The sequence below is a fragment of the Candidatus Borkfalkia ceftriaxoniphila genome (assembly GCF_004134775.1).
GTDB classification, from domain to species: domain Bacteria; phylum Bacillota; class Clostridia; order Christensenellales; family Borkfalkiaceae; genus Borkfalkia; species Borkfalkia ceftriaxoniphila.
In genome coordinates this window covers 337,567-356,157 of the sequence record NZ_SDOZ01000002.1, presented here as the reverse complement: position 1 = coordinate 356,157, position 18,591 = coordinate 337,567, and the positions used below count along the sequence as shown (strand labels likewise).

General features: G+C 51.2%; 15 protein-coding genes. 11 read left to right on the top strand and 4 right to left on the bottom strand.

Annotated features, from left to right (window positions below):
* The first annotated feature begins 4 nt into the window (after nucleotides 1-4).
* On the top strand, nucleotides 5-1,624 hold the full coding sequence (locus tag ESZ91_RS01715; protein ID WP_129223497.1) for a hypothetical protein: 1,620 nt from the start codon (nucleotides 5-7) through the stop codon (nucleotides 1,622-1,624).
* A 15-nt stretch (nucleotides 1,625-1,639) separates the two neighbouring features.
* Nucleotides 1,640-6,607, top strand: a complete 4,968-nt coding sequence (locus tag ESZ91_RS01710; RefSeq protein WP_129223495.1) for a family 16 glycoside hydrolase — start codon at nucleotides 1,640-1,642, stop codon at nucleotides 6,605-6,607.
* 142 nt (nucleotides 6,608-6,749) lie between these two features.
* On the opposite strand, the gene ESZ91_RS01705 is transcribed toward ESZ91_RS01710, so the two are convergent.
* The 4 genes from ESZ91_RS01705 to ESZ91_RS01690 form a co-directional block, all read right to left on the bottom strand.
* The gene (locus ESZ91_RS01705) at nucleotides 6,750-6,995 is read right to left on the bottom strand and encodes a helix-turn-helix domain-containing protein (RefSeq protein WP_129223492.1); all 246 of its coding nucleotides are present in this window, start codon (nucleotides 6,993-6,995) and stop codon (nucleotides 6,750-6,752) included.
* Between the two features lie 208 nt (nucleotides 6,996-7,203).
* Nucleotides 7,204-7,395, bottom strand: a complete 192-nt coding sequence (locus ESZ91_RS01700) for a zinc-ribbon domain-containing protein (RefSeq protein WP_129223490.1) — start codon at nucleotides 7,393-7,395, stop codon at nucleotides 7,204-7,206.
* A gap of 140 nt (nucleotides 7,396-7,535) precedes the next feature.
* Complete coding sequence (locus ESZ91_RS01695; RefSeq protein ID WP_161971001.1) at nucleotides 7,536-7,853, bottom strand: AzlD domain-containing protein; 318 nt, start codon at nucleotides 7,851-7,853, stop codon at nucleotides 7,536-7,538.
* A complete protein-coding gene (locus ESZ91_RS01690; RefSeq protein ID WP_129223486.1) occupies nucleotides 7,843-8,568 on the bottom strand; it encodes an AzlC family ABC transporter permease in 726 nt (241 codons plus the stop codon). The genes ESZ91_RS01695 and ESZ91_RS01690 overlap by 11 nt, the downstream gene beginning before the upstream one ends.
* A 149-nt stretch (nucleotides 8,569-8,717) precedes the next feature.
* On the opposite strand from ESZ91_RS01690, the gene ESZ91_RS01685 reads away from it, so the two are divergent.
* The 9 genes from ESZ91_RS01685 to ESZ91_RS01645 all read left to right on the top strand — a co-directional run bounded on the left by ESZ91_RS01685 (nucleotide 8,718) and on the right by ESZ91_RS01645 (nucleotide 18,577).
* On the top strand, nucleotides 8,718-9,629 hold the full coding sequence (locus tag ESZ91_RS01685; RefSeq protein WP_129223484.1) for a helix-turn-helix transcriptional regulator: 912 nt from the start codon (nucleotides 8,718-8,720) through the stop codon (nucleotides 9,627-9,629).
* The gene (locus ESZ91_RS01680) at nucleotides 9,616-10,125 is read left to right on the top strand and encodes a GyrI-like domain-containing protein (protein ID WP_129223482.1); all 510 of its coding nucleotides are present in this window, start codon (nucleotides 9,616-9,618) and stop codon (nucleotides 10,123-10,125) included. Before ESZ91_RS01685 ends, ESZ91_RS01680 begins: the two co-directional genes overlap by 14 nt.
* On the top strand, nucleotides 10,101-10,418 hold the full coding sequence (locus ESZ91_RS01675; RefSeq protein ID WP_129223480.1) for a TfoX/Sxy family protein: 318 nt from the start codon (nucleotides 10,101-10,103) through the stop codon (nucleotides 10,416-10,418). Before ESZ91_RS01680 ends, ESZ91_RS01675 begins: the two co-directional genes overlap by 25 nt.
* 2 nt (nucleotides 10,419-10,420) lie before the next feature.
* On the top strand, nucleotides 10,421-11,047 hold the full coding sequence (locus ESZ91_RS01670) for a GyrI-like domain-containing protein (RefSeq protein WP_129223478.1): 627 nt from the start codon (nucleotides 10,421-10,423) through the stop codon (nucleotides 11,045-11,047).
* Entirely contained in the window at nucleotides 11,044-11,502 is a 459-nt protein-coding gene (locus ESZ91_RS01665; RefSeq protein ID WP_129223476.1) for a VOC family protein, read from the top strand. Before ESZ91_RS01670 ends, ESZ91_RS01665 begins: the two co-directional genes overlap by 4 nt.
* A gap of 138 nt (nucleotides 11,503-11,640) precedes the next feature.
* A complete protein-coding gene (locus ESZ91_RS01660; RefSeq protein WP_129223474.1) occupies nucleotides 11,641-12,687 on the top strand; it encodes a LacI family DNA-binding transcriptional regulator in 1,047 nt (348 codons plus the stop codon).
* Nucleotides 12,684-13,814 carry a serine hydrolase domain-containing protein gene (locus ESZ91_RS01655; RefSeq protein ID WP_129223472.1) on the top strand — a complete coding sequence of 377 codons (1,131 nt, stop codon included), beginning with the start codon at nucleotides 12,684-12,686 and terminating at the stop codon, nucleotides 13,812-13,814. The genes ESZ91_RS01660 and ESZ91_RS01655 overlap by 4 nt, the downstream gene beginning before the upstream one ends.
* Nucleotides 13,815-14,182: 368 nt before the next feature.
* Nucleotides 14,183-16,756, top strand: coding sequence for a leucine-rich repeat domain-containing protein (locus ESZ91_RS01650; protein ID WP_129223470.1), 2,574 nt, complete (start codon nucleotides 14,183-14,185; stop codon nucleotides 16,754-16,756).
* Between the two features lie 3 nt (nucleotides 16,757-16,759).
* A complete protein-coding gene (locus tag ESZ91_RS01645) occupies nucleotides 16,760-18,577 on the top strand; it encodes a DUF4091 domain-containing protein (RefSeq protein ID WP_129223468.1) in 1,818 nt (605 codons plus the stop codon).
* Nucleotides 18,578-18,591: the final 14 nt, after the last annotated feature.

Here is an 18,591-nt window from a genome sequence, read left to right as displayed (position 1 = left end):
TGTTATGACGGCATTTAAGTATGTGGGAGGAATGGTGGGAAATCCTGATTTGCCTGCCGTAGAGTGGAGCGATGAGCAAATGCAGACCCTCAAAGACATGGGTATGAATTTTGCGCAGTTGAATATAGCCTGGAACGGGCGCCCGGGGAATGAACCTTTGAATCTGGATCATATGGACGACGAGATGATCAAGGTGTTTCAGTACCGCGTGGCGCAGTTGAAAAAATTCGGAATGAAGGGAATGCCGCATTTCGGGATGCCCAGAATGTTGATGTCTAAGCACGACGGAAACATTACGCCGTATATGACGCCCGCGTGCATACTCGAAGACGAAACCATGCGCAATAACTGGGCGATGATGGAAAAACTGATGCGTGCCTGTCCAGAGATCGACGATTTTATGTTCTATACGTACGATCAGCACGCCTGGCTATGCAGCGAGTTTGGCAGTTGTCCCAACTGCGCAGGTATTCCGTTGGACGAAAGACTGCCCGATTTTATCAACGCTTTTAAAAGAAAAATGGCGGAAGTCAACCCGAACTGTATTTTCTGGTGGCAGCCTTGGGAACTTTCGCTGGGACAGATCGCGGAGGTTTTGTATAAGATCGAACCGAACAATTTCGGCTTGATGATCAACACTGCCGGAAGCGAATCGTATTTTAACAATCTGGATAACTATTGGGTGCGCGGCATAGGCGCGATCGCCGAAGAACGAAATATTCCGATCATCGGAGAAATTCAATCCGCGGGGTCCGGTGTCGCGGGCGTCCCGTTGCAGCGCGTAGCCTGTCCCACGCTGGTTAAGCGTCAAATCGATATCGTAAAAAAACTTCCCACGTTCGTTGGCATCAAAGAACATTACGGCTATGCGTTTGAAAAATATTCCTCGAATATGATCTTTTTGACTGAATATCTGAAAGATCCCGAGGCGGATACCGATACGCTTCTGCGCCGTACGGCGTTGCATTACGGTAAGAACTGCGCGGAAGAACTGGTTTCGGCGTGGAAAATCGCCGAAACGGCAACGGATTTTATTCCTTTTGAATTTGTGTATCTGTATTCGAATATTTGCGGATATTCTCCCAAACACGATTTTAACGTGCCCATGGTGCAAGGCGTTCACGCCGATACCCCCGCATGGGAGAGCGACCGCAGAGCCTTCTTTTTGATTACGCATGATATCAGTTACCACCCGTGGGCGCTGGAAAATGCTGCGCTCAAATTTAAACAGGCGGCAAACCGTTTTGAAAAGATGGTGGATCTGATGAACAAGGCGTTGGCAAAAGCCGAGTATAGAATGACCGATCTGAAAGAGACGATCGAAGATATGGACCGCGTTATGCGTGCTTGCTACGGTCAGTATTATTACTTTAAAGAGAGCCTTGCGGCATACGATGCGCGCGTAGCTGTTTTTCAAGGCAATACGGAAAAGATCGAAAGGGCTTTAAAACGGTTCGACGATCTGATGCGGGGCGATATCCGCAATCAAAAAGAAGATGCGGTTATTGTAGAAAAATACCGCGAATTCAAAGAGGATTATAAAAAATTCTTTGAGGAAAATTATAAGCAGGAAGAACGTCTTTGGGCTACCTCTTATATTGAAAAAATCGATCAGAGATATTAAGTCTGGGAGGAGAAAATGATGCGTAAGCATATGCTGAAAAAGAGTGCAATGCTGATTATCAGTTTGGTTTTGGCTTTCTGTTTTTTGACCGCAGCGGCAGCGTGCGGCGGGGATAAGAAAAAAGATCCCCCCGACAATTCCGTGAAAGAAGAGGCGGGGCAAGTCGAAATCGTGAAAAAAGACTGGAAGGGCACGGAAGGATTTTGGGAGATCACAGACAATGTTTTTTACCAGAAACAAGATAAAGCAGCGGGGCGGCTGGTTTATCAAAAGCAGGTGGATCAGGATTACATAACGTTTAAAGCGCAGGTAAAACTGATGACTGCCGACGCTTCCGCGGGAATCGAATTCCGTTCCCAAAAAGAAGTTGAAACTTCGGATGCTTCGTTAACTACTTTTTCGCTCTCCGTCGCCGATGGCGCCGTGATGAAATTTCCGAGCGGCTCAGACCGCTACGGAAAGGGCAAAAAAAATATAAAAGCAGAGATCGGAAAATGGTACTCGCTGGAAATCATTTTAAACGGAACCGACGTTTCGTATTACGTAGACAGCACGTTGGTAGAACAGCGCACAGATTGTGCGATCAAAAAAGGCAACAAATATTTTGCTTTGCTCGCCCGGGGTGCCGATACGCGCATTAAAAACGTGCAGTTCGAAATGTTCACGCCCAATAATCTTTCGTGGGAAGAACTGTTGAACCGTTCCGACCTTGTAAAACAGGGGTACGACCGTTTTAGCGCAGCGCATTTCGAGTATCCCTATGTCGGGTTCGGAAGAACTTCTCTGCTTGTCAGCCCTTACGGATTTATGACGCCCAAAGCGGAGAGACCTTCCTATATAGGCAGCAATTACCGCGACGATCCGCAGTTTATCTACGACCTGTGGTGGGACGATACGATCAAGGTGGATCCGTTTACTTTTTCGGGCGGATATAACGTGGGCGGCGAGTTGGTCGAGGGAGATATGCTCGACGACGATACCTGCACATATAAACAGGCGGTTGACATCGACAGCGGCGTGCTTACGACCGATCTCACGTTGTCGGTGGGCGGCGAGTATATCAGATCCTCGCGAGAAATGATCGTAAATGAAGACGGAACGGTGATTTATCGGATCACGAACGGAGGACAAAAACAGTTTATGTTTAACCTGACCGTCCGCGATTCCGTATTCGGCGGGTTAGAATATCAGGTTCAAAAAGACGGGTATCTCGCCAAATGCAATTTGCGCAAGGATACTGAAAATAAGGCGTACGTACAGGTAAAAGCCGTGAGCGATGCGGGCTTTACGGTGCAAAACGACGGTACGATTCTGTTTAATGCTACCGACCAGCCCATATATATTTACATTGCGCCCGAATCGGATCTGACGTTCGAAGAAAATCACGATCCGAGCGCGAACGCTGCGGCGATTGCGGAGAAGGCGGTCAAAGCAGGATTCGACGCTGCGGTTCAGAACGCCAAGGATTGGTATGAAGCGTTTTATGATGCCGGCAGAGTTTCGATTCCCGATCTCGGCATGGCAAAATGGTATGTAAGGTCGCTATATTATCACGCCGTTTCCATGGCGGGAACGCGTGTTCCGCCCGGATGTTATTCGAACAATGTTGCGGGATTCTTCGGCGGACCTTGCCCCGAATTCGACCTTTCTCTATCGCAGTATATGCTGATGATGACCAATCATACGGACCTGGCGCAGACTACAATCGATTGGTACGCGAATACGCGGGATACATTGCGCGCCAATGCCGAAAGCGGATATGCCGACAAGACGGGGCATTCGCACGAAGCGGTTACGGGCGGATACCTGATCCCCTGGATCGCGGGATGGGACGGTTCTCCCACGCGCGGTCCCGAGGTCGGGCACGAGCAGGGTTGGGTAAGTATGTTTGCCGGTGCAAACGTGGCCGGTTTCATTTTAAACCAGGCGGAATATTTGGATACGGACAGGACGCTTGCCAAAGATATCATGCTTGGGCAACTCCGTATGATGATGTCGTTCTTTAAAAAGATAGACGGCATTTGGGTGCATGAAGGCGTTTGGGCAGGCGGCGATAATTATTCTGCAGGCAGTTTTTCCGAGTCGATGGCGGCGGTGTATTCGTTGATCACGATCAGCGATCTGCGCGAAGAGTATCCCGAATTATTTACAGGTGCCGAAAACGCAGAGATCGACGAGTGGCTCAAACGGCTTCCCGATATGCCTCCCTATAACGATCAGTTTACTGTGACGTACGATCCGGATAAGGCAATGTATACGATTGGGCATACAACGGCAAAAATCCCCGAAATGATCACTGAGGGTACGGGTTATGTCGGCGGTCCGACCAATAACGTGTATTTTTGGTACCACCTCTTGCCTTATAACGATCCCAATCTGGCGGGAACGCTCGTTTCGATTGCCGAAAGCGGACAATTCGATTATCATTTTAACACGGGTTGGTCCGCTACCGTTGCGGCGCGCGCGGGGCTGTCGGATTTCGCGTATGAGTTTACCAGATATATGCTGCGGCCGAGTTCTCTCTACGATGATTGGTATTTTACCGAGAACGTAAACGATTCGGAGGATTTTAAACGCTCTCCCGAACTCGGTTCGCACGGTTCTTACGTTATGGCGATCAGCGCCATGATGTTCGACGGGGAAACGGACGAGTATATAAAAACTTTCCCGGCAATTCCCAGAAAGTGGCAGGCGATCGGGGTGGATTTCGACCGTATGCTGGCAAAGGGGAAAATCGAGGTTTCGGGTAAGTTCACGAATCAGCAAACAAGCGTTACGCTGAACAACCTTTCGGGACAAGAAGCGATCCGCGACGTTTACGTCAGGGTACAGGAAGGCAGCGGCGCTGCGAGGTATAACGGGAACGAATATGAGATCGTCGATGGCTGCATGGCATTGATACCCGATGTACGTATTCCCGCGGGAGAATCGGTCACGCTTACGGTCGAAGGCATCGAAAAGGACGTAGAAATAGAAGAGTTTAAAGGCTTATCGCCTGTGGCGCAGAGCGATCGGGTCCGTACGGAAAATGTTCCGTTCAGTTGGACGGCGGCGGATCATGCTTGTTCATACCGTTTGGTCGTTTCGAAATATTCCGATCTGAGCACGCCGCTGTTCGATAAGAACGTCGGGCTCACAACGCTTTATTATCCGCTGGATACTGAGGAACAGATCGATCTCAGCGAAGGAACGAAATATTATTGGTCTGTATACGCCGTTCACGGCAGCAGCGAACGTCAGATGTCGCAGAAAGTACTGTCGTTTACAACGAAAGGCGGGGGCGCAGAGCCTGTGGATCCGTTACCCGACGGGACTACGATCGAAGTCTTCGGTAAAACCTGGGGCGTAAATCAGTATGCGGCTGCGGTCGATGACGGCATTCAGGTTACGAGCATTGTCGGATATCAGGAAAATAATCCTACGGGCGCATATTTTGAAACAGACAAGGATTTTATCGTCACCGTCTCTGTTGAAATGGGTAAACTCGGCAAAGCGGGCATCGAAATTCTGTCCAACGGAAGTTATCAGTTCGTGCGTACGGAAGACGGGCGAATTTCAAGTTACGGAAGTCTCGCCGGCGGAGGGATGTCGCCCGACGACGGGCCGGAAGTCACCGGAAAAGTTACATACCGTTTGAGTCGGTTAAACGGCGTGGTCAGTACCTATTACAAACTTGAAGGTGAAAACGACTTTACGAAAATTATGGAAGGAGAACTTCCCTCGGCGCTGAACGGTCAAAATATCCGCGTTTATTTATGTGCGATTTCTTCATATTACGATCAAAGTACGCAGGTCATGGCAAAATTTACCGATTATACAGAAGAGTTTTTCGAAGCGGGCGAGCCTTCGGAGCCGGGTGAAGAGATTCCCGAGGGCGAAATCGTTGCCGCAGGTCAGACGGTTTCGGTAAACGGTATTACGTTGACTGCCTCGGAAGGCGCTAATATCGTAAAAGGGCAAAACGGGGAAGCGGAAAGCGTTATCGTAAACAGTATAGAGGGCAGGAACGATGCCGACCCTACGGGCTTTTACTTCAACATATCGCAAAACTTTGAGTTTACTGCAAAATTCCGTACCGACGGTTTGGGAAAGAGCGGATTGATGTTACAGGATCCCGCAGGGAAATATATGTTTATCCGTTCGGAAAACGGTACGATTTCCAGTTACGGCAGTATGCAAGACGGTTGCGGGAGCGGCAATGCGGGGAATATAGATGGCTGGATCTATTTCAGACTTGCGATGGAAAACGGAGTTTTGTATACCGCGTATTCAGCAGACGGTCAAACGTTTACAAAAGTCGTCAATGATATTAAACTGTCTTACAATGCCGATACCGTATTCAAATTTTGGCTGTTCGCTTCGCAAGACGGTGCGGGCGGGGCGGTAAAGGCTGCACAGTTTACAGAACTTTCGTTGATTCAGACGCCGTATGAACAACCGGAAACAGGTATACCCTCGGGAAGTACGGTTGATGTATTCGGGAGGCAATTTACGTCGACGAGTGAAATCATAAAAACAGAGAACGGGTACAGGATCGCGGGTGCGGGGCTGCCCGATAACGCGCCTGCGGGAATGTACACTGTTTTGAACGGGGATTTTGTTCTCGAAGCAAAACTGAACATTCACCTTGACGGAGCGACTGCCGGACTGACGTTTCTGACCGAAAAAAACAATTATATGTTTGTCCGCTCGACAGGTGACTATAAACTGGAAAGTTACGGCAATCTGAATACGGGCGCAAGCGGCGTCGGCGGTACGGAAATCGGGTATACAGGCGGTGAAATCACATTAAAAATCGTAAGAAGCGGCAATACGGTTACGACGTATTATAAGTTAGGGGAAAAAGAGTTTAAACAATTCAGCGCGCTTGTGATCGACGAACAATACATAGGCGACAGCGATTCGCTGAAAGTATATTTTGCAGTCAACGGCGGCGGGATCAGTTCTTCAATGGAGATCTCCGAATGTAAAATAACACAGTGATATAACGTTCAATAAAATCCCCCTTATGATTAATATAAGGGGGATTTTTGCTGAAAAAATCATGTCGGTATTGCTTTACATAACCTGTTGGGCAGTCCATATTGATTACTTTTTTAACGGCAATGGTGATTTTTATTTCAGATCAATCGTCGTCAGAAATATTTTCCAGATCGAACAGTGCGGAATCGTAGAATTCCCGATAATTCATATTGAATGCGCGGCAGATGTTCAGAATGGTTTTACTTCGGGGATCCTTGGTCTTGCATGATAAGAGCACAGAGATCGTGGGGTGCGGAACGCCGCTCATTTTCGAAAGTTTGTAGAGGTTGACGCGGTTTTCTTTCATGAGTTGTTTGATGCGCGTTGCATATGCCTGACTTAATTCCATAGAAGATTTCTCCTTTTTTATGGATATACTACTATGTTATCCAATTTACATATGTAAAAATACTAACAAACGCGCAAATTTTTTCGGAACATTCGGGAATCGTTGTAAGAGCGGTTTTTTCAGTTTAAAATAAAAGGAGGTTTCCGTTCGGAAACCTCCTTTTTTAGAAAATTAAAAAGCAGATTCGTATGAATCCGCTTTTTTGTTCTTAGTAACGGTCTGAACCGTACGGTTTTCTGCCGTAGCCGCCGTTGTTGCGCTGAGCCTTGCGGGCTTTTCTGCAATCGGGGCATCTTACAGGTTCGTTGTCAAAGCCTTTTTCTTTATAAAAAGCTTGCTCGGCTTCGGTAAAGATAAAATCATTTCCGCAATCCTTGCATTTGATTGTCTTGTCTGCCATACAAAAAGCATCCTCCTTTTAAAATTTCATATGGGTAAGTGCTTTTTTTGTGACAAACATTGTTCAGACAAATATGCAATTCCTATATGCTAAAATTTTAACATAAATCTTAAGAAAAGTAAACTATTTTTCGGAAAAATTTATAAAAAATTTAAAATCAGTTCCACGAGATAGACGGAAGCGATGCTCGCGAGGGAAACGACGAGCAAACTTCGCTTAAAAAAGGCGAGGATGAGCGCAACGATCGCGCCGACAATGCCCGAAACGAGAAAACTCGTGGAAAAAAAGATGCCGGGAAACACCATGACCGCCAGCACGCTGTACGGAATATAGTAGAGAAACGATTGAACGAACCGATTTCGTATCTTTTTTCTGAGCAGCACCATGCTCACGACGCGGCAGGCATAGGTGACGAGCGCCATCACGAGGCAGCCGAGCAGCATACTTTTAAGCGTCATCGTCTTTCTCCTTCGGCTCGCTCGTTTCGGGCTCGGCATGCGGGAACAGGAGCGATACGACTGCCGTGCAGACGACGGAGCAGAGAATGATCGTCCAACCCGACGGCACGCGGTTCAGATACGGAATGAAATAAAACGCGCAACTCGCTGCGACGGATAAGAGCACGAGAAAAAGGATGCTCTTGTTTTCCCTTGCGGGCGGTACGATGATCGCGACGAACATAGCGGAGAGCGCGATGCCGAACGCGCTCATCAGCGCGTCGGAAAAGATGTCTCCAAGCGCGGCGCCGAGCACGGTTCCCGAAACCCAACCGAAATAAGAGCAGGCGATAAGCCCCGAAAGATAGGGGAAAGTGAGTTTGTTCGGTTGGCGCACCGCCACGGCAAAGTTTTCGTCGGTCACGCCGAACGCCACGACGAGCCTCTGCCAAAGCGGAAACCCTTCGCCCATTTTCTGGGAAAGGGACAAAGACATTACCGTATAACGGATATTGATGATGAGCATGGTCGTGAACAGTTCCAATATGCCCGCGCCCGCCGCGATCAGGTCTGTGCCCGCCGCCTGCCCCGTGCCCGTAAAGTTGGTCAGCGATACGAGAATGGGAAACCACAGCGGAAAGCCGTGCTCCCTTGCGAGCACGCCGTAGGCGAATGCGACCGAAACATATCCGAGCGCGATGGGGATCCCGTCCTTGACGCCGCGCATGAATTTCATAAATTTGCCTCTTTGTATGTAATATCTTACAAATTATAGCATAACCGCGGAAAAAACGCGACAAAAATCGCGCCCCGCGGCGAAAATTTGTTTTCCGATTGTAAAAACGCGGCCATTATGGTATAATTTACCGAAGAAGGAGTAAAGGTATGAAGACGGATCGGCTCTTGGGCATTCTGACGGTGCTTTTGCGGCAAGACAAAACGACGGCGAGAGAACTCGCCGAAAAGTTCGAAGTATCCAAACGCACCATCGTGCGGGACGTGCAGGCGCTGTGTCTCGCGGGTTTCCCCGTCTTGACCGAACAGGGCGCGGGCGGCGGCATATCGCTGATGGAGGGTTTCACGCTCGACAGGACGCTCCTGACCGCCAAAGAACTGCGCGCCGTGCTGACGGGGCTGAAAAGTTTGGACAGCGTGAGCGGCGACAACAAGTACAGGACGCTCATGCAGAAACTGGGCGCTTCCGCGCCCGAAACGCTCGCCGCGGGGGAGCACGTTCTCATCGATCTCTCTTCCTATTATAAACAGTCGCTCGCGCCCAAAATTTCTCTCTTGCAGGCGGCGATGGAAAATTCGTATCGGGTGCGCTTTTCCTATTTAAACCGCGGCGGGGAGAGCGAACGCGTTGTCGAGCCGTATTATCTTATCTTTCAGTGGTCTTCCTGGTATCTCTACGCCTATTGCGAAGCGCGGCAAGGATACCGTTTGTTTAAACTCAACCGCATGGACGCACTCACTCTTCTCCCCGAACGGTTCGAGCCGCGCGCGCCCGCGCCGCCCGATCTGAGCGCGGAGCGCGTATTCCCGACCGCGATCGAGGCGGAAGTGCTCTTCGATGCGTCGGCGGCTTGGCGGCTATGCGAGGAATTCGGCCGCAAAAGTTTTACCGTGCGGGAGGACGGCAGATTGTACTTCCGTTTCGGATTCGCGGATGCGGAGAACCTGTTCACATGGCTTTTGAGCTTCGGCGCCGCGGCGACGCTTTGCGAGCCGAAAGCGCTCCGCAATGAGTTTTTGCGGTTCGTTTCGGGCATTTTGCGAAATTATGAGGAAAGATGACATACAGTTGTCATCTTTGCCGTGCTATAATAAGCGCATGAAGTACGAAATCATACGGACGGAAACGATGCGGCTCGTCGGATTTGCCGCACGCACCAACAACGGCGCGCCCGACTGCGGCGCGGTCATCGGCTCTCTGTGGCAAAAATATTTTAAGGCATTCGGCTATGCGCGAGCCTCTTACTGCGTCTATACCGACTATGCGGGCGACGAAACGGACGATTACACCGCCTTTGTGGGCTGCGAGGGCGATGCCTTGCCCTCGGGCGGGCGCGCTGTGGAAATTCCCGCGGGGCTGTACGTCGCCTTTTCGCTCGCTTGCACAACGGAGAACGCGCCGCGCGCCGTGGCGCAGTTCTGGCAAAAACTTTGGACGGGCGGATTGCCCCGCGCCTTCGTCGCGGATTTCGAAGAGTACGGCGCAGAAGGCGTGCGCGTGTTTATCCGCGTGAATGAGGAGGATCTCGAAACATGGCGACAAACGATCGGGTCATAAAACAGATTTGCGAGGCGTTCGCGCCCGCGGGCGTCACCTGCAAAAAAATGTTCGGCGAGTACGGTTTGTTCGTCGACGGCAAGGTTTTTGCGCTGGTCTGCGACGATACGCTGTTCGTAAAGCCCACGCCGAGCGCGCAAATGATGCTTGAAGGCGCGCGATGCGCCCCGCCGTATGCGGGCGCGAAGCCCATGCCCGTTCTCGACGATTGGTCAAACAGCGGCTTTCTGTGCGAACTCGTTGCAGCCGTGAAAGACGAACTTCCCGCGCCCAAAAATAGAAAAAGGAGTTGAAAATGGCGTTCGATTATAAAAAGGAATATAAAGATCTGTATATGCCCAAATGTGCGCCCGTGCAGGCGGACGTGCCCGCAATGGGGTATTTCTGCGTGAGGGGAAAAGGAAATCCGAACACGTGCGAAGATTATAAAGCGGCGCTGGAAATACTTTACGGCCTGTCGTTCACGGTCAAAATGAGCAAGATGAGCGGCGACACGCCCGCGGGCTATTTTGAATACGTGGTGCCGCCCCTGGAAGGATTCTGGTGGATGGAAGAGGACGGAGATCCTGCCGATAAAGATAAATATTGCTGGCTTTCGATGATCCGCCAGCCCGAATTCGTGGACGGGAACGTGTTTGCTTGGGCGAAAGAGCGCCTTTTTGCAAAAAAACCGCAGTTGGATCTGTCGAAAGCGGAATTCCGCGTTATCCGCGAGGGACTTTGCGTGCAGGCGATGCACCTCGGAAGTTACGACGACGAACCCGCTACATTTGCGCGCATCGACGCCTACATTCGCGAAAACGGCTTGGAGCGCGCGGGAAGGTATCATCACGAGATCTATCTGGGCGATCCGCGCAAAACCGCGCCCGAAAAACTGCGCACGGTATTGCGGGTGCCCGTACGCAGAAAGGAGATTCTATGAAACTGAAAAGTATGCTGTTGGCGGTGCGCGATTTGCAGGCTTCCGTCGCCTTTTATAAAGAGGTGTTCGGGCTGCGCGTCGTCGCCGATTTCGGCGCAAACGTGACGCTGACGGGCGGGCTCAGCCTGCAAACTCTGGATACGTGGGAAGCGTTCATCGGCAAAAAGCAAGTCGTTTTCGGCGGCAACGACGCGGAAGTGTACTTCGAGGAGGATGATTTCGACGCGTTTTTGAAAAAATTGGAAGGGGCCGAAGTCCGCTACGTGCATCCACCGCTAGAACAGTCCTGGGGACAGCGCACCGTGCGCCTGTACGATCCCGACGGGCATGTTTTGGAGATCGGGGAAAATATGCGCGCCGTCTGCCGCCGCTTTGTACAACAGGGGATGAGCGCGGAGCAGATCGCCGTCCGCATGGACATTCCAGTAAAAGACGTGCGCGCGCTGCTGCGCTGAAAAATTCCTGCCGCTCCGAAAACGGGGCGGTATTTTTTACGTAAAATAAGTTGGCAAAGCCGCCGTTTTGTGGTAAACTGAAAGAAAAACAACCGGTAACCCTTTTGAAAGTTACAAACAGTTACGGATGAGGCGGGTATGGAAAAGAAACAGAAACAAAGACAAAAAGTACGCAGAGAAGACGTAGCCAAAGAGGCGGGGGTATCTTCCGCCGCCGTTTCCTATGTCTTAAACGGCACCAAGCGTCTTTCGCCCGAGGTGGAAGAGCGCGTTCTCGAAACGGCAAAGCGGCTCAATTATCTGCCCAACCGCATCGCGCAGTCGCTTGCGGGCAGTAAGTCGCACACGCTCGCGTTCATGACGGCGGATATCACAAACGTCTATCAACTCGACGTCATCAAGGGCATGCAGGAAGCAGCGCTCAAAAACGACTATATCGTGTATATATTCGATGCGTTCGGGAACGTCGATCGGTATATCAACCATCTCATCACGCGCAGGGTGGACGGTATTTTCGTTTCCGCCGCGCCCGATTTTTTATCGGACGAACTCCTTTGCGAACTTCGCGACGCGGGAATAAAAGTACTTGCGGATTTTTCGCGCAGCACTTATCTTCCCGACGTTTCCTATATCATGTCGGATATGTACGACGGCTTTATGCAGGCGGTCGCCTATTTAAAGGAACTGGGACACAGGAATATCGGGTATTTAAGCGCGTTCGACGAGTCGTGCTATTACGACGTGCGCCTGCCCGCGTTCAAGATCGCCATGCGAAAACTTTTGGACGCGGGCGTGCCCGCCATCGAATACGGCGGCTGGCCGTATACCACCTCGGAGGAACTGGGCGGCAGACTCATGGAGCGCATGATGGACGAACACCCCGAAGTGACCGCGGTCATTGCGACGAACGATCTGATGGCGATCGGCGCGATGAAGGCTGCCAAAAACCGCAATAAGCGCGTGCCCGAAGATTATTCGGTCATCGGCGTGGATAATATCGGAAAGAGCCGGCAGTGCGAACCGCCGCTCACCACGCTCGATCAGAGCGGCAAGGCGTACGGCGCGCGCATTTTCCAAATATTATACGACAACATCATGCAGGATACTACGGGCAAATACATCGAGCCCATGCGCCTTTTAAAGCGCGGCTCGACGGCGCCCGTTTCTGACGGAGGCAGGAAATGAACGGATTTCAAGGCATACGGGATTTTATGCGCGAAATGGTGGAAAGCGGCAAAATTTCGGGTTGCGCAGCCGCGGTTTACCGCCGCGGGGAATGTCTGTTCCGCGAATTCGTCGGATACGGCGACGCGAAAAAAACGATGCCTCTCGGCAAAGACAGCGCTTTCCGCCTCGCCTCGATGACCAAGCCCGTCACTGCGGCGGCGGCGCTCGTCTGCCGCCAGAGGGGGCTTCTGCGGCTGGATGCGCCCTTATGCGAATATCTGCCCGAATTTTCGCGGATGTTTCTCGCCCGAAAGACGGAAAACGGCTTTGAGCGAGGAGAGGCGGCGAAAACACCCGTGACGCTTTTGCACCTTCTGACGCATTCTTCGGGGCTCGGCTCGGGTCCTGCGGGCGATTTTCAGTACTCCTCTGTCAAACCGCGGGAAGGGGATACGCTCGCCTCAACGGTAAATCGTTACGCGGGCGTGTGGCTGGATTTCGAGCCCGGATCCGCGCAGATGTACAGTCCCGTGCTCGGGCTGGATACGGTGGCGCGCGTCGTCGAGATCGTATCGGGCGAGCCTTACGGCGATTTCGTGCAGAAAAATATTTTTGCGCCCCTGCATATGGATCATACTTCCTATCGTCTGGAAGATTTCGAAAAGAAAAATATCGTTCTTTCCTGTGCCTGTCACGACGGCGTGCTCGAAGATTTCGAAACGCTTCACAATTTCGATGATTTTCCCGCAGGTTACACGGGCGGCGGCGCGGGATTGCTGTCTACGTTGGACGACTACTCGAAATTCGCCGAAATGCTGCGCCGCGGCACAGCGGGCGGCGGCGAAATTTTGACGAAAGAGAGCGTCGGTCTGATGAAAAAACCCTGGCTGGACGATACGATCGAAGGGATGTGCGACATTTTCAACTGGGGGCTCGGCGTACGCGCCCTGCGCGCGCAGAGCGAAGCGCAGCCGCTTTCAAAGGGTTCGTTCGGTTGGAGCGGCGCCTACGGACCGCATTTTTGGGTAGATCCCGAAAAACAGGTTTCGGCGGTCTACATGCACAACTCCCTGACCTACGGCGGCGCGGGCGCGCCGCACACGCTCCGCTTTGAAAAAGAGGTCATGAAAGCGCTCGAAAAATAAAGAAATCATTGAATTGTCCGCTGACCGCCCGCATAGGGAACGTTCCCTATGCGGGCGGTCTTTTTATTACAAAATTTTCACAAATTATTTTTTCATAACGTATTGACAAAGGCTCTTTCTCATGATATACTTTGGGTAAGTTATACGTGTAAACGAAAAATAAAAATTATTAAGTTACCGTAGTAACCAAATATTTCCTTTTTAAATTAGGGTACCCTAATTTTTTCTTGTGCCATTGGCACAAGAAAAAATTAGGGTACCCTAATTTTTTCTTGTGCCATTGGCACAAGAAAAAACATTTTAACGGTTTCTCGGGCGGCGCGGTTTCCGTGCGGCTTGGAATAATAAAAAGTAAGGAGTAAAGGAAAGTGAAAAGAGTTCTGGCTTTGATTCTGACTATGGTCGTCGGCTTGGGCTTACTGACTGCCTGTGCGCCCGATCAGGACACGTGCGATCATAACTGGTCGGAATGGACGGTCGTGACGGAAGCGACGTGCACGGTGGACGGATCGGAAAAGCGGACTTGCAGTATCTGCAAAAAGGAAGAGACCCGTCCTATTACTGCGGCGCATCAATGGGGCGAATGGAAGATTGTCGAGCCGGCAACGCATGAAACGCCCGGACTGAAAGAGCGCGAGTGCTCCGTCGACCATGAAAAGCAGCAGGAAGAAATTCCCGCGTACGGCGGCGAGCATGAGTATAAGTTGGATAAAATCATCGAAGGCGACTGCGTTACCAAAACCGTCTACGAGTACAAATGTTCCGTTTGCGGCGATATCAGGAAAGAAGAGGGCAACATCGTTCCCGATAAGCACGTCGGGACAAAATACGACTGCGGTCTCCACTGCGAATTCTGCGGAAAAGATATGGACCATGCCGCGACGACTTGCGGCGTGGAAGGGCATTTTAAATGCGACGGGCTGGATCATACCCAGTGCGCCATCGAAAAGGCCTCCAACATGAAACTCACCGCCATCGACGATGGTAAAGCGTGGCGTCTCGACGGCTTTACCTCCGCGGGGGACAGGACGGAAGTATTCGTGCCCGCCTTTGTAGACAATAAACCTGTCACGGAGATCGGAGCCATGGCCTTTGAAGGGTATCTGGATGCCGGCGACGATGAATCTGTCATCGATTGGCTGGATATGGTCACCTATATTTACATACCCGATACCGTCAAGACGTTGGGTGAATATTTCGCTTATGATATGGACGCTTTGGAAACCGTGCGCCTGCCCAAATCTGTCGAGAACTGGGAACAGCATACTTTCTTTGCCGTACCCTCTTTAAAGACCTTGAATATTCCCCGCGGCACGACTTCTTTGAAAGGAAACGTCGGTTCGCCTTCTTCGGATACGGAATATGCTTTGGAAAGCATTACTCTTCCCGTTACGTTTGCCGATCTGAACTGTTTGAAAAATTTCTTCCTGAACAGCAAAGTTTCGGCGATCAACTACGAGGGGAGCGAGGAATCCTGGGCGGCTCTGCTTGCGAAAGTGACGGATTCTGAGTACAAAGGGAAACTGGAAGAAATAACGCCCGTTTATAATTATAATTACAATACCCTGTACGCCGCGGAAACTGCCGATATGCAGGTGCGCCTGGCCGGTTTCGCGTTCGAAGCCGTGGAAGGCGGCTACGCGATCACGGGCTGCACGGGTACGGTTACGGACACCCTGACCATTCCCGCCACGCTGCTCGGTAAACCTGTCGTGGCATTGGCGAACGACGCGCTCAGCGGTGAACCTTATGGAAACGACGAAGAGGGGACAAACTCCAATCCTCTGAGCAAGGTAAAAACGATCGTGTTCGAGGCGAAACTTACAAGTATCGGCGATTATAACTTCTACGGAATGGACGCATTGACCGAAGTCGTATTGCCCGCAACGGTGACGTACGTCGGTTCGCAGTGCTTCTATAACTGTAAGAATTTGACCAAAGTCGTTATCCCCGACGGAGCGACGGTAGATATGAGCCGCGCGCCCTTCGCAAATTGCCCCGCGCTGGTCGAAATCGAATTGCCCGCCACGCTTAAAAATCAGAGTGCGGAAGGTGCGTTTGCCAATGCCAACGAGGCTTTGGCGATCACCTTTGGAGGAAATTCCAATCTTTGGTATTATTTGACGAGCGCGGCGTCTGCCAATCTTGCAAAAGCGACAATGACGTATAACGGCGGAAAGACCATCGAGCAAGACGGCAACGGCACCGAATTTATCTTAAATGACGACGGCGAATCTTATACCTTGGTCGGCTTCTACGATACGGTCAAAGCGGGCGAACCTTTGGCGCCTGTCGGGGCGTATACGGTTCCTACCGAGTTTAACGGAAAGCCGATAACGGGTATCGGTGCAGCGGTATTCAATGCCAAAGCATATGCAAACGAAGAGATCGCTACCTGGATGAAGACGATGGTCGCGCTGATCATCGGCGTGATGACGCCGAACGCTGCCGGTGCTTTCGATTATTCCGATAATAACGTGAAGAATATCGGTAGTCACAATTTTGTTGCGATGGAAAGCGTTGCGCAACTTCGCGTTCCCACCGAAATCGACGATACCGTTATGGTAGGCTGCTATATCGATATCATCGGGGCAAACTTCATTCGCGTTCCCCGCGGTGTGGAAACCATGACCGATTGTTTCCAGTGGTCCAATGCATTCTTTAACGGCGTGGCTGCAAGATGGCTCGTGTTGCCTTCTTCGATAAAAGAGTTTAACGGCAACAGTTGGACGGGTAAAGCAAACGGATTCGGCGTAGTTATGGATTGCGCAAATGCCGATGCGGGCGCTGAATTTGAAAAAGTAATTGATGCAAGCCATTGTACGCGCAGCGATTGGGAGGGAGCGGTCGTTCCGTTCTTCAAAACGTTCTCCGGAGCAAGCTTGGTCGTGGGTGAAGGCGGTGCTTTCAATTATGATTTATTCTTGACTCTCGGATTCTAACACATGATCATCGTTCAAAGGGGGAAGGTGCTTTTCAAGAGGCGTCTTCCCTCCTCGATGAACGGAAATTTCGGAAAAAAGTGTATGAAGATCAAAAAGATATTTTCTCTCATGACGGCATTTTTGTGCTTGTTCGCGCTCGTCGCGTGCGGAGAAAAAGAGGTTCCGCCCTCGCCGCCGCCCGAAGATAGTTTCGAACAGTACAGGGAAATCCCCGTCGATTATACCAAGATCGACGCAACGTACGAAGACAGCGCGCTCAACTTGTGGTTCTCGCACGCCTTTTCCAAAACGGCGAAAGGCGATACCCATTCTACGGGGCGCGATACGTATAAAATCTATATGGGCAAAAACGAAAAGGAAAATTGCCAGTTCTTTTTGAGCGCCGCCACGGAAAAATCCTTTTCGCTCGCGGCGAGCGATTTCCGTTCGGAAAAGGGCGACATCGTTCCCGTTTCCCTCTTCTATCAGTATTATTTTACCATGCCTTTCGAAAACATGGAGCAAGAGGTGCCCGACGCGATCCCTCCCGTCAAAGAGGGCGCAACGTTTACCTTAAACGCCAACGAATCTGTCGGATTCGTATTGCAGGCGAAAACTTCCGCGGATACGCCCGCGGGCGAATATACCGCGACGCTCGAAGTATTCGACGGGGCGGGGCGCCAGATCAAGACCGCCAAAGTATTTCTGCACGTGTGGGATTTCGTCCTATCGGACGACACCGTCTGCCGCACGGCAATGTGGATCGACAAAAATACTTTGATGGGGCACGATTATAAGACGCTCTACGATTATCTGTTGGATAACCGCGTCAACGCTTACGATCTTCCCTATGCGCTCGACGATCCGCGCGTGGACGAATATCTCGACGATCCGCGCGTCAACGCTTTCAATATTTTAGGATTCAAGTTCAATAAAGAATCGGGCAAGGGCGACGAACAGATCAAATCCGCCATGCGCGCGGCGTATACCAAACTTTCCGTGAAAGAGGAATGGAACGAAAAGGGCTACTTTTATCTGGTGGACGAACCTAACCCGAGCGAGATTCAGAAACTGGGGTGGATCAAAATGTACGGCGAGTGGCTGGAAGAGTGCTACCCCGGTTACCGCCAACTCTCTCCCTTTTTCACAGATCAGTGGTACGACACCGCAAAGACGCAGGACTGGATCGAGTTTTTGCGTCCCTATATCAATATCTGGGTTCCCAAGACCTACGCTTACACGACGCTGCGCGAATACGGACAGATCGTGGGCGGGAAATGCCTGTATAAAGAGGGGCAGGAAGCGGAACTCGACGCGAAATTCGGCAGTTATCCGAAACGCATTCAAAACATGGTCGAACAGGACGGCGACGAGGCGTGGTGGTACGTGACTTCCCAACCCACCGATCCCTATATCACGCTGAACACGACCGAACCCGGCGTGGCGTACCGCATTCTGTTCTGGCAGCAAAAACTGAACGGCGTGAGCGGTTTTCTGTATTGGAGCGTCAATTACTGGTCGGGCGACGGCTGGAACAACCGCGAAGGCGAGTGGACGGAGGGCAGCAAGACCTACGGCAACGGACAACTCATCTATCCGGGCGCGAAAGTGGGCGAAAGCGGTCCCGTCGGATCTCTGCGCCTCGAATCGGTGCGCGACGGCATCGAGGATTATCAGGTATTTACCATGCTGGAAAAACTCGTCGGTAAGGAAAAAGTAAACGAACTGATCCGCCGCACGACCACTCACGCGGCGGTCTGGGAGCGCGACGAAGATCATTTTGCGGGCGAGCGCGTGATTTTGGGAAATTATCTCGAAGCACTCTCGTCGAAAGCATAAAAGGAGAAAGATAC

What these genes read in the sequence shown, in the direction of transcription:
- ESZ91_RS01715 (WP_129223497.1), top strand. Translation starts at nt 5, where the DNA reads ATGACGGCATTTAAGTATGTGGGAGGAATGGTGGGAAATCCTGATTTG.
- ESZ91_RS01710 (WP_129223495.1), top strand. Translation starts at nt 1,640, where the DNA reads ATGATGCGTAAGCATATGCTGAAAAAGAGTGCAATGCTGATTATCAGT.
- ESZ91_RS01705 (WP_129223492.1), bottom strand. Translation starts at nt 6,995, where the DNA reads ATGGAATTAAGTCAGGCATATGCAACGCGCATCAAACAACTCATGAAA.
- ESZ91_RS01700 (WP_129223490.1), bottom strand. Translation starts at nt 7,395, where the DNA reads ATGGCAGACAAGACAATCAAATGCAAGGATTGCGGAAATGATTTTATC.
- ESZ91_RS01695 (WP_161971001.1), bottom strand. Translation starts at nt 7,853, where the DNA reads ATGACGCTTAAAAGTATGCTGCTCGGCTGCCTCGTGATGGCGCTCGTC.
- ESZ91_RS01690 (WP_129223486.1), bottom strand. Translation starts at nt 8,568, where the DNA reads ATGAAATTCATGCGCGGCGTCAAGGACGGGATCCCCATCGCGCTCGGA.
- ESZ91_RS01685 (WP_129223484.1), top strand. Translation starts at nt 8,718, where the DNA reads ATGAAGACGGATCGGCTCTTGGGCATTCTGACGGTGCTTTTGCGGCAA.
- ESZ91_RS01680 (WP_129223482.1), top strand. Translation starts at nt 9,616, where the DNA reads ATGAGGAAAGATGACATACAGTTGTCATCTTTGCCGTGCTATAATAAG.
- ESZ91_RS01675 (WP_129223480.1), top strand. Translation starts at nt 10,101, where the DNA reads ATGGCGACAAACGATCGGGTCATAAAACAGATTTGCGAGGCGTTCGCG.
- ESZ91_RS01670 (WP_129223478.1), top strand. Translation starts at nt 10,421, where the DNA reads ATGGCGTTCGATTATAAAAAGGAATATAAAGATCTGTATATGCCCAAA.
- ESZ91_RS01665 (WP_129223476.1), top strand. Translation starts at nt 11,044, where the DNA reads ATGAAACTGAAAAGTATGCTGTTGGCGGTGCGCGATTTGCAGGCTTCC.
- ESZ91_RS01660 (WP_129223474.1), top strand. Translation starts at nt 11,641, where the DNA reads ATGGAAAAGAAACAGAAACAAAGACAAAAAGTACGCAGAGAAGACGTA.
- ESZ91_RS01655 (WP_129223472.1), top strand. Translation starts at nt 12,684, where the DNA reads ATGAACGGATTTCAAGGCATACGGGATTTTATGCGCGAAATGGTGGAA.
- ESZ91_RS01645 (WP_129223468.1), top strand. Translation starts at nt 16,760, where the DNA reads ATGATCATCGTTCAAAGGGGGAAGGTGCTTTTCAAGAGGCGTCTTCCC.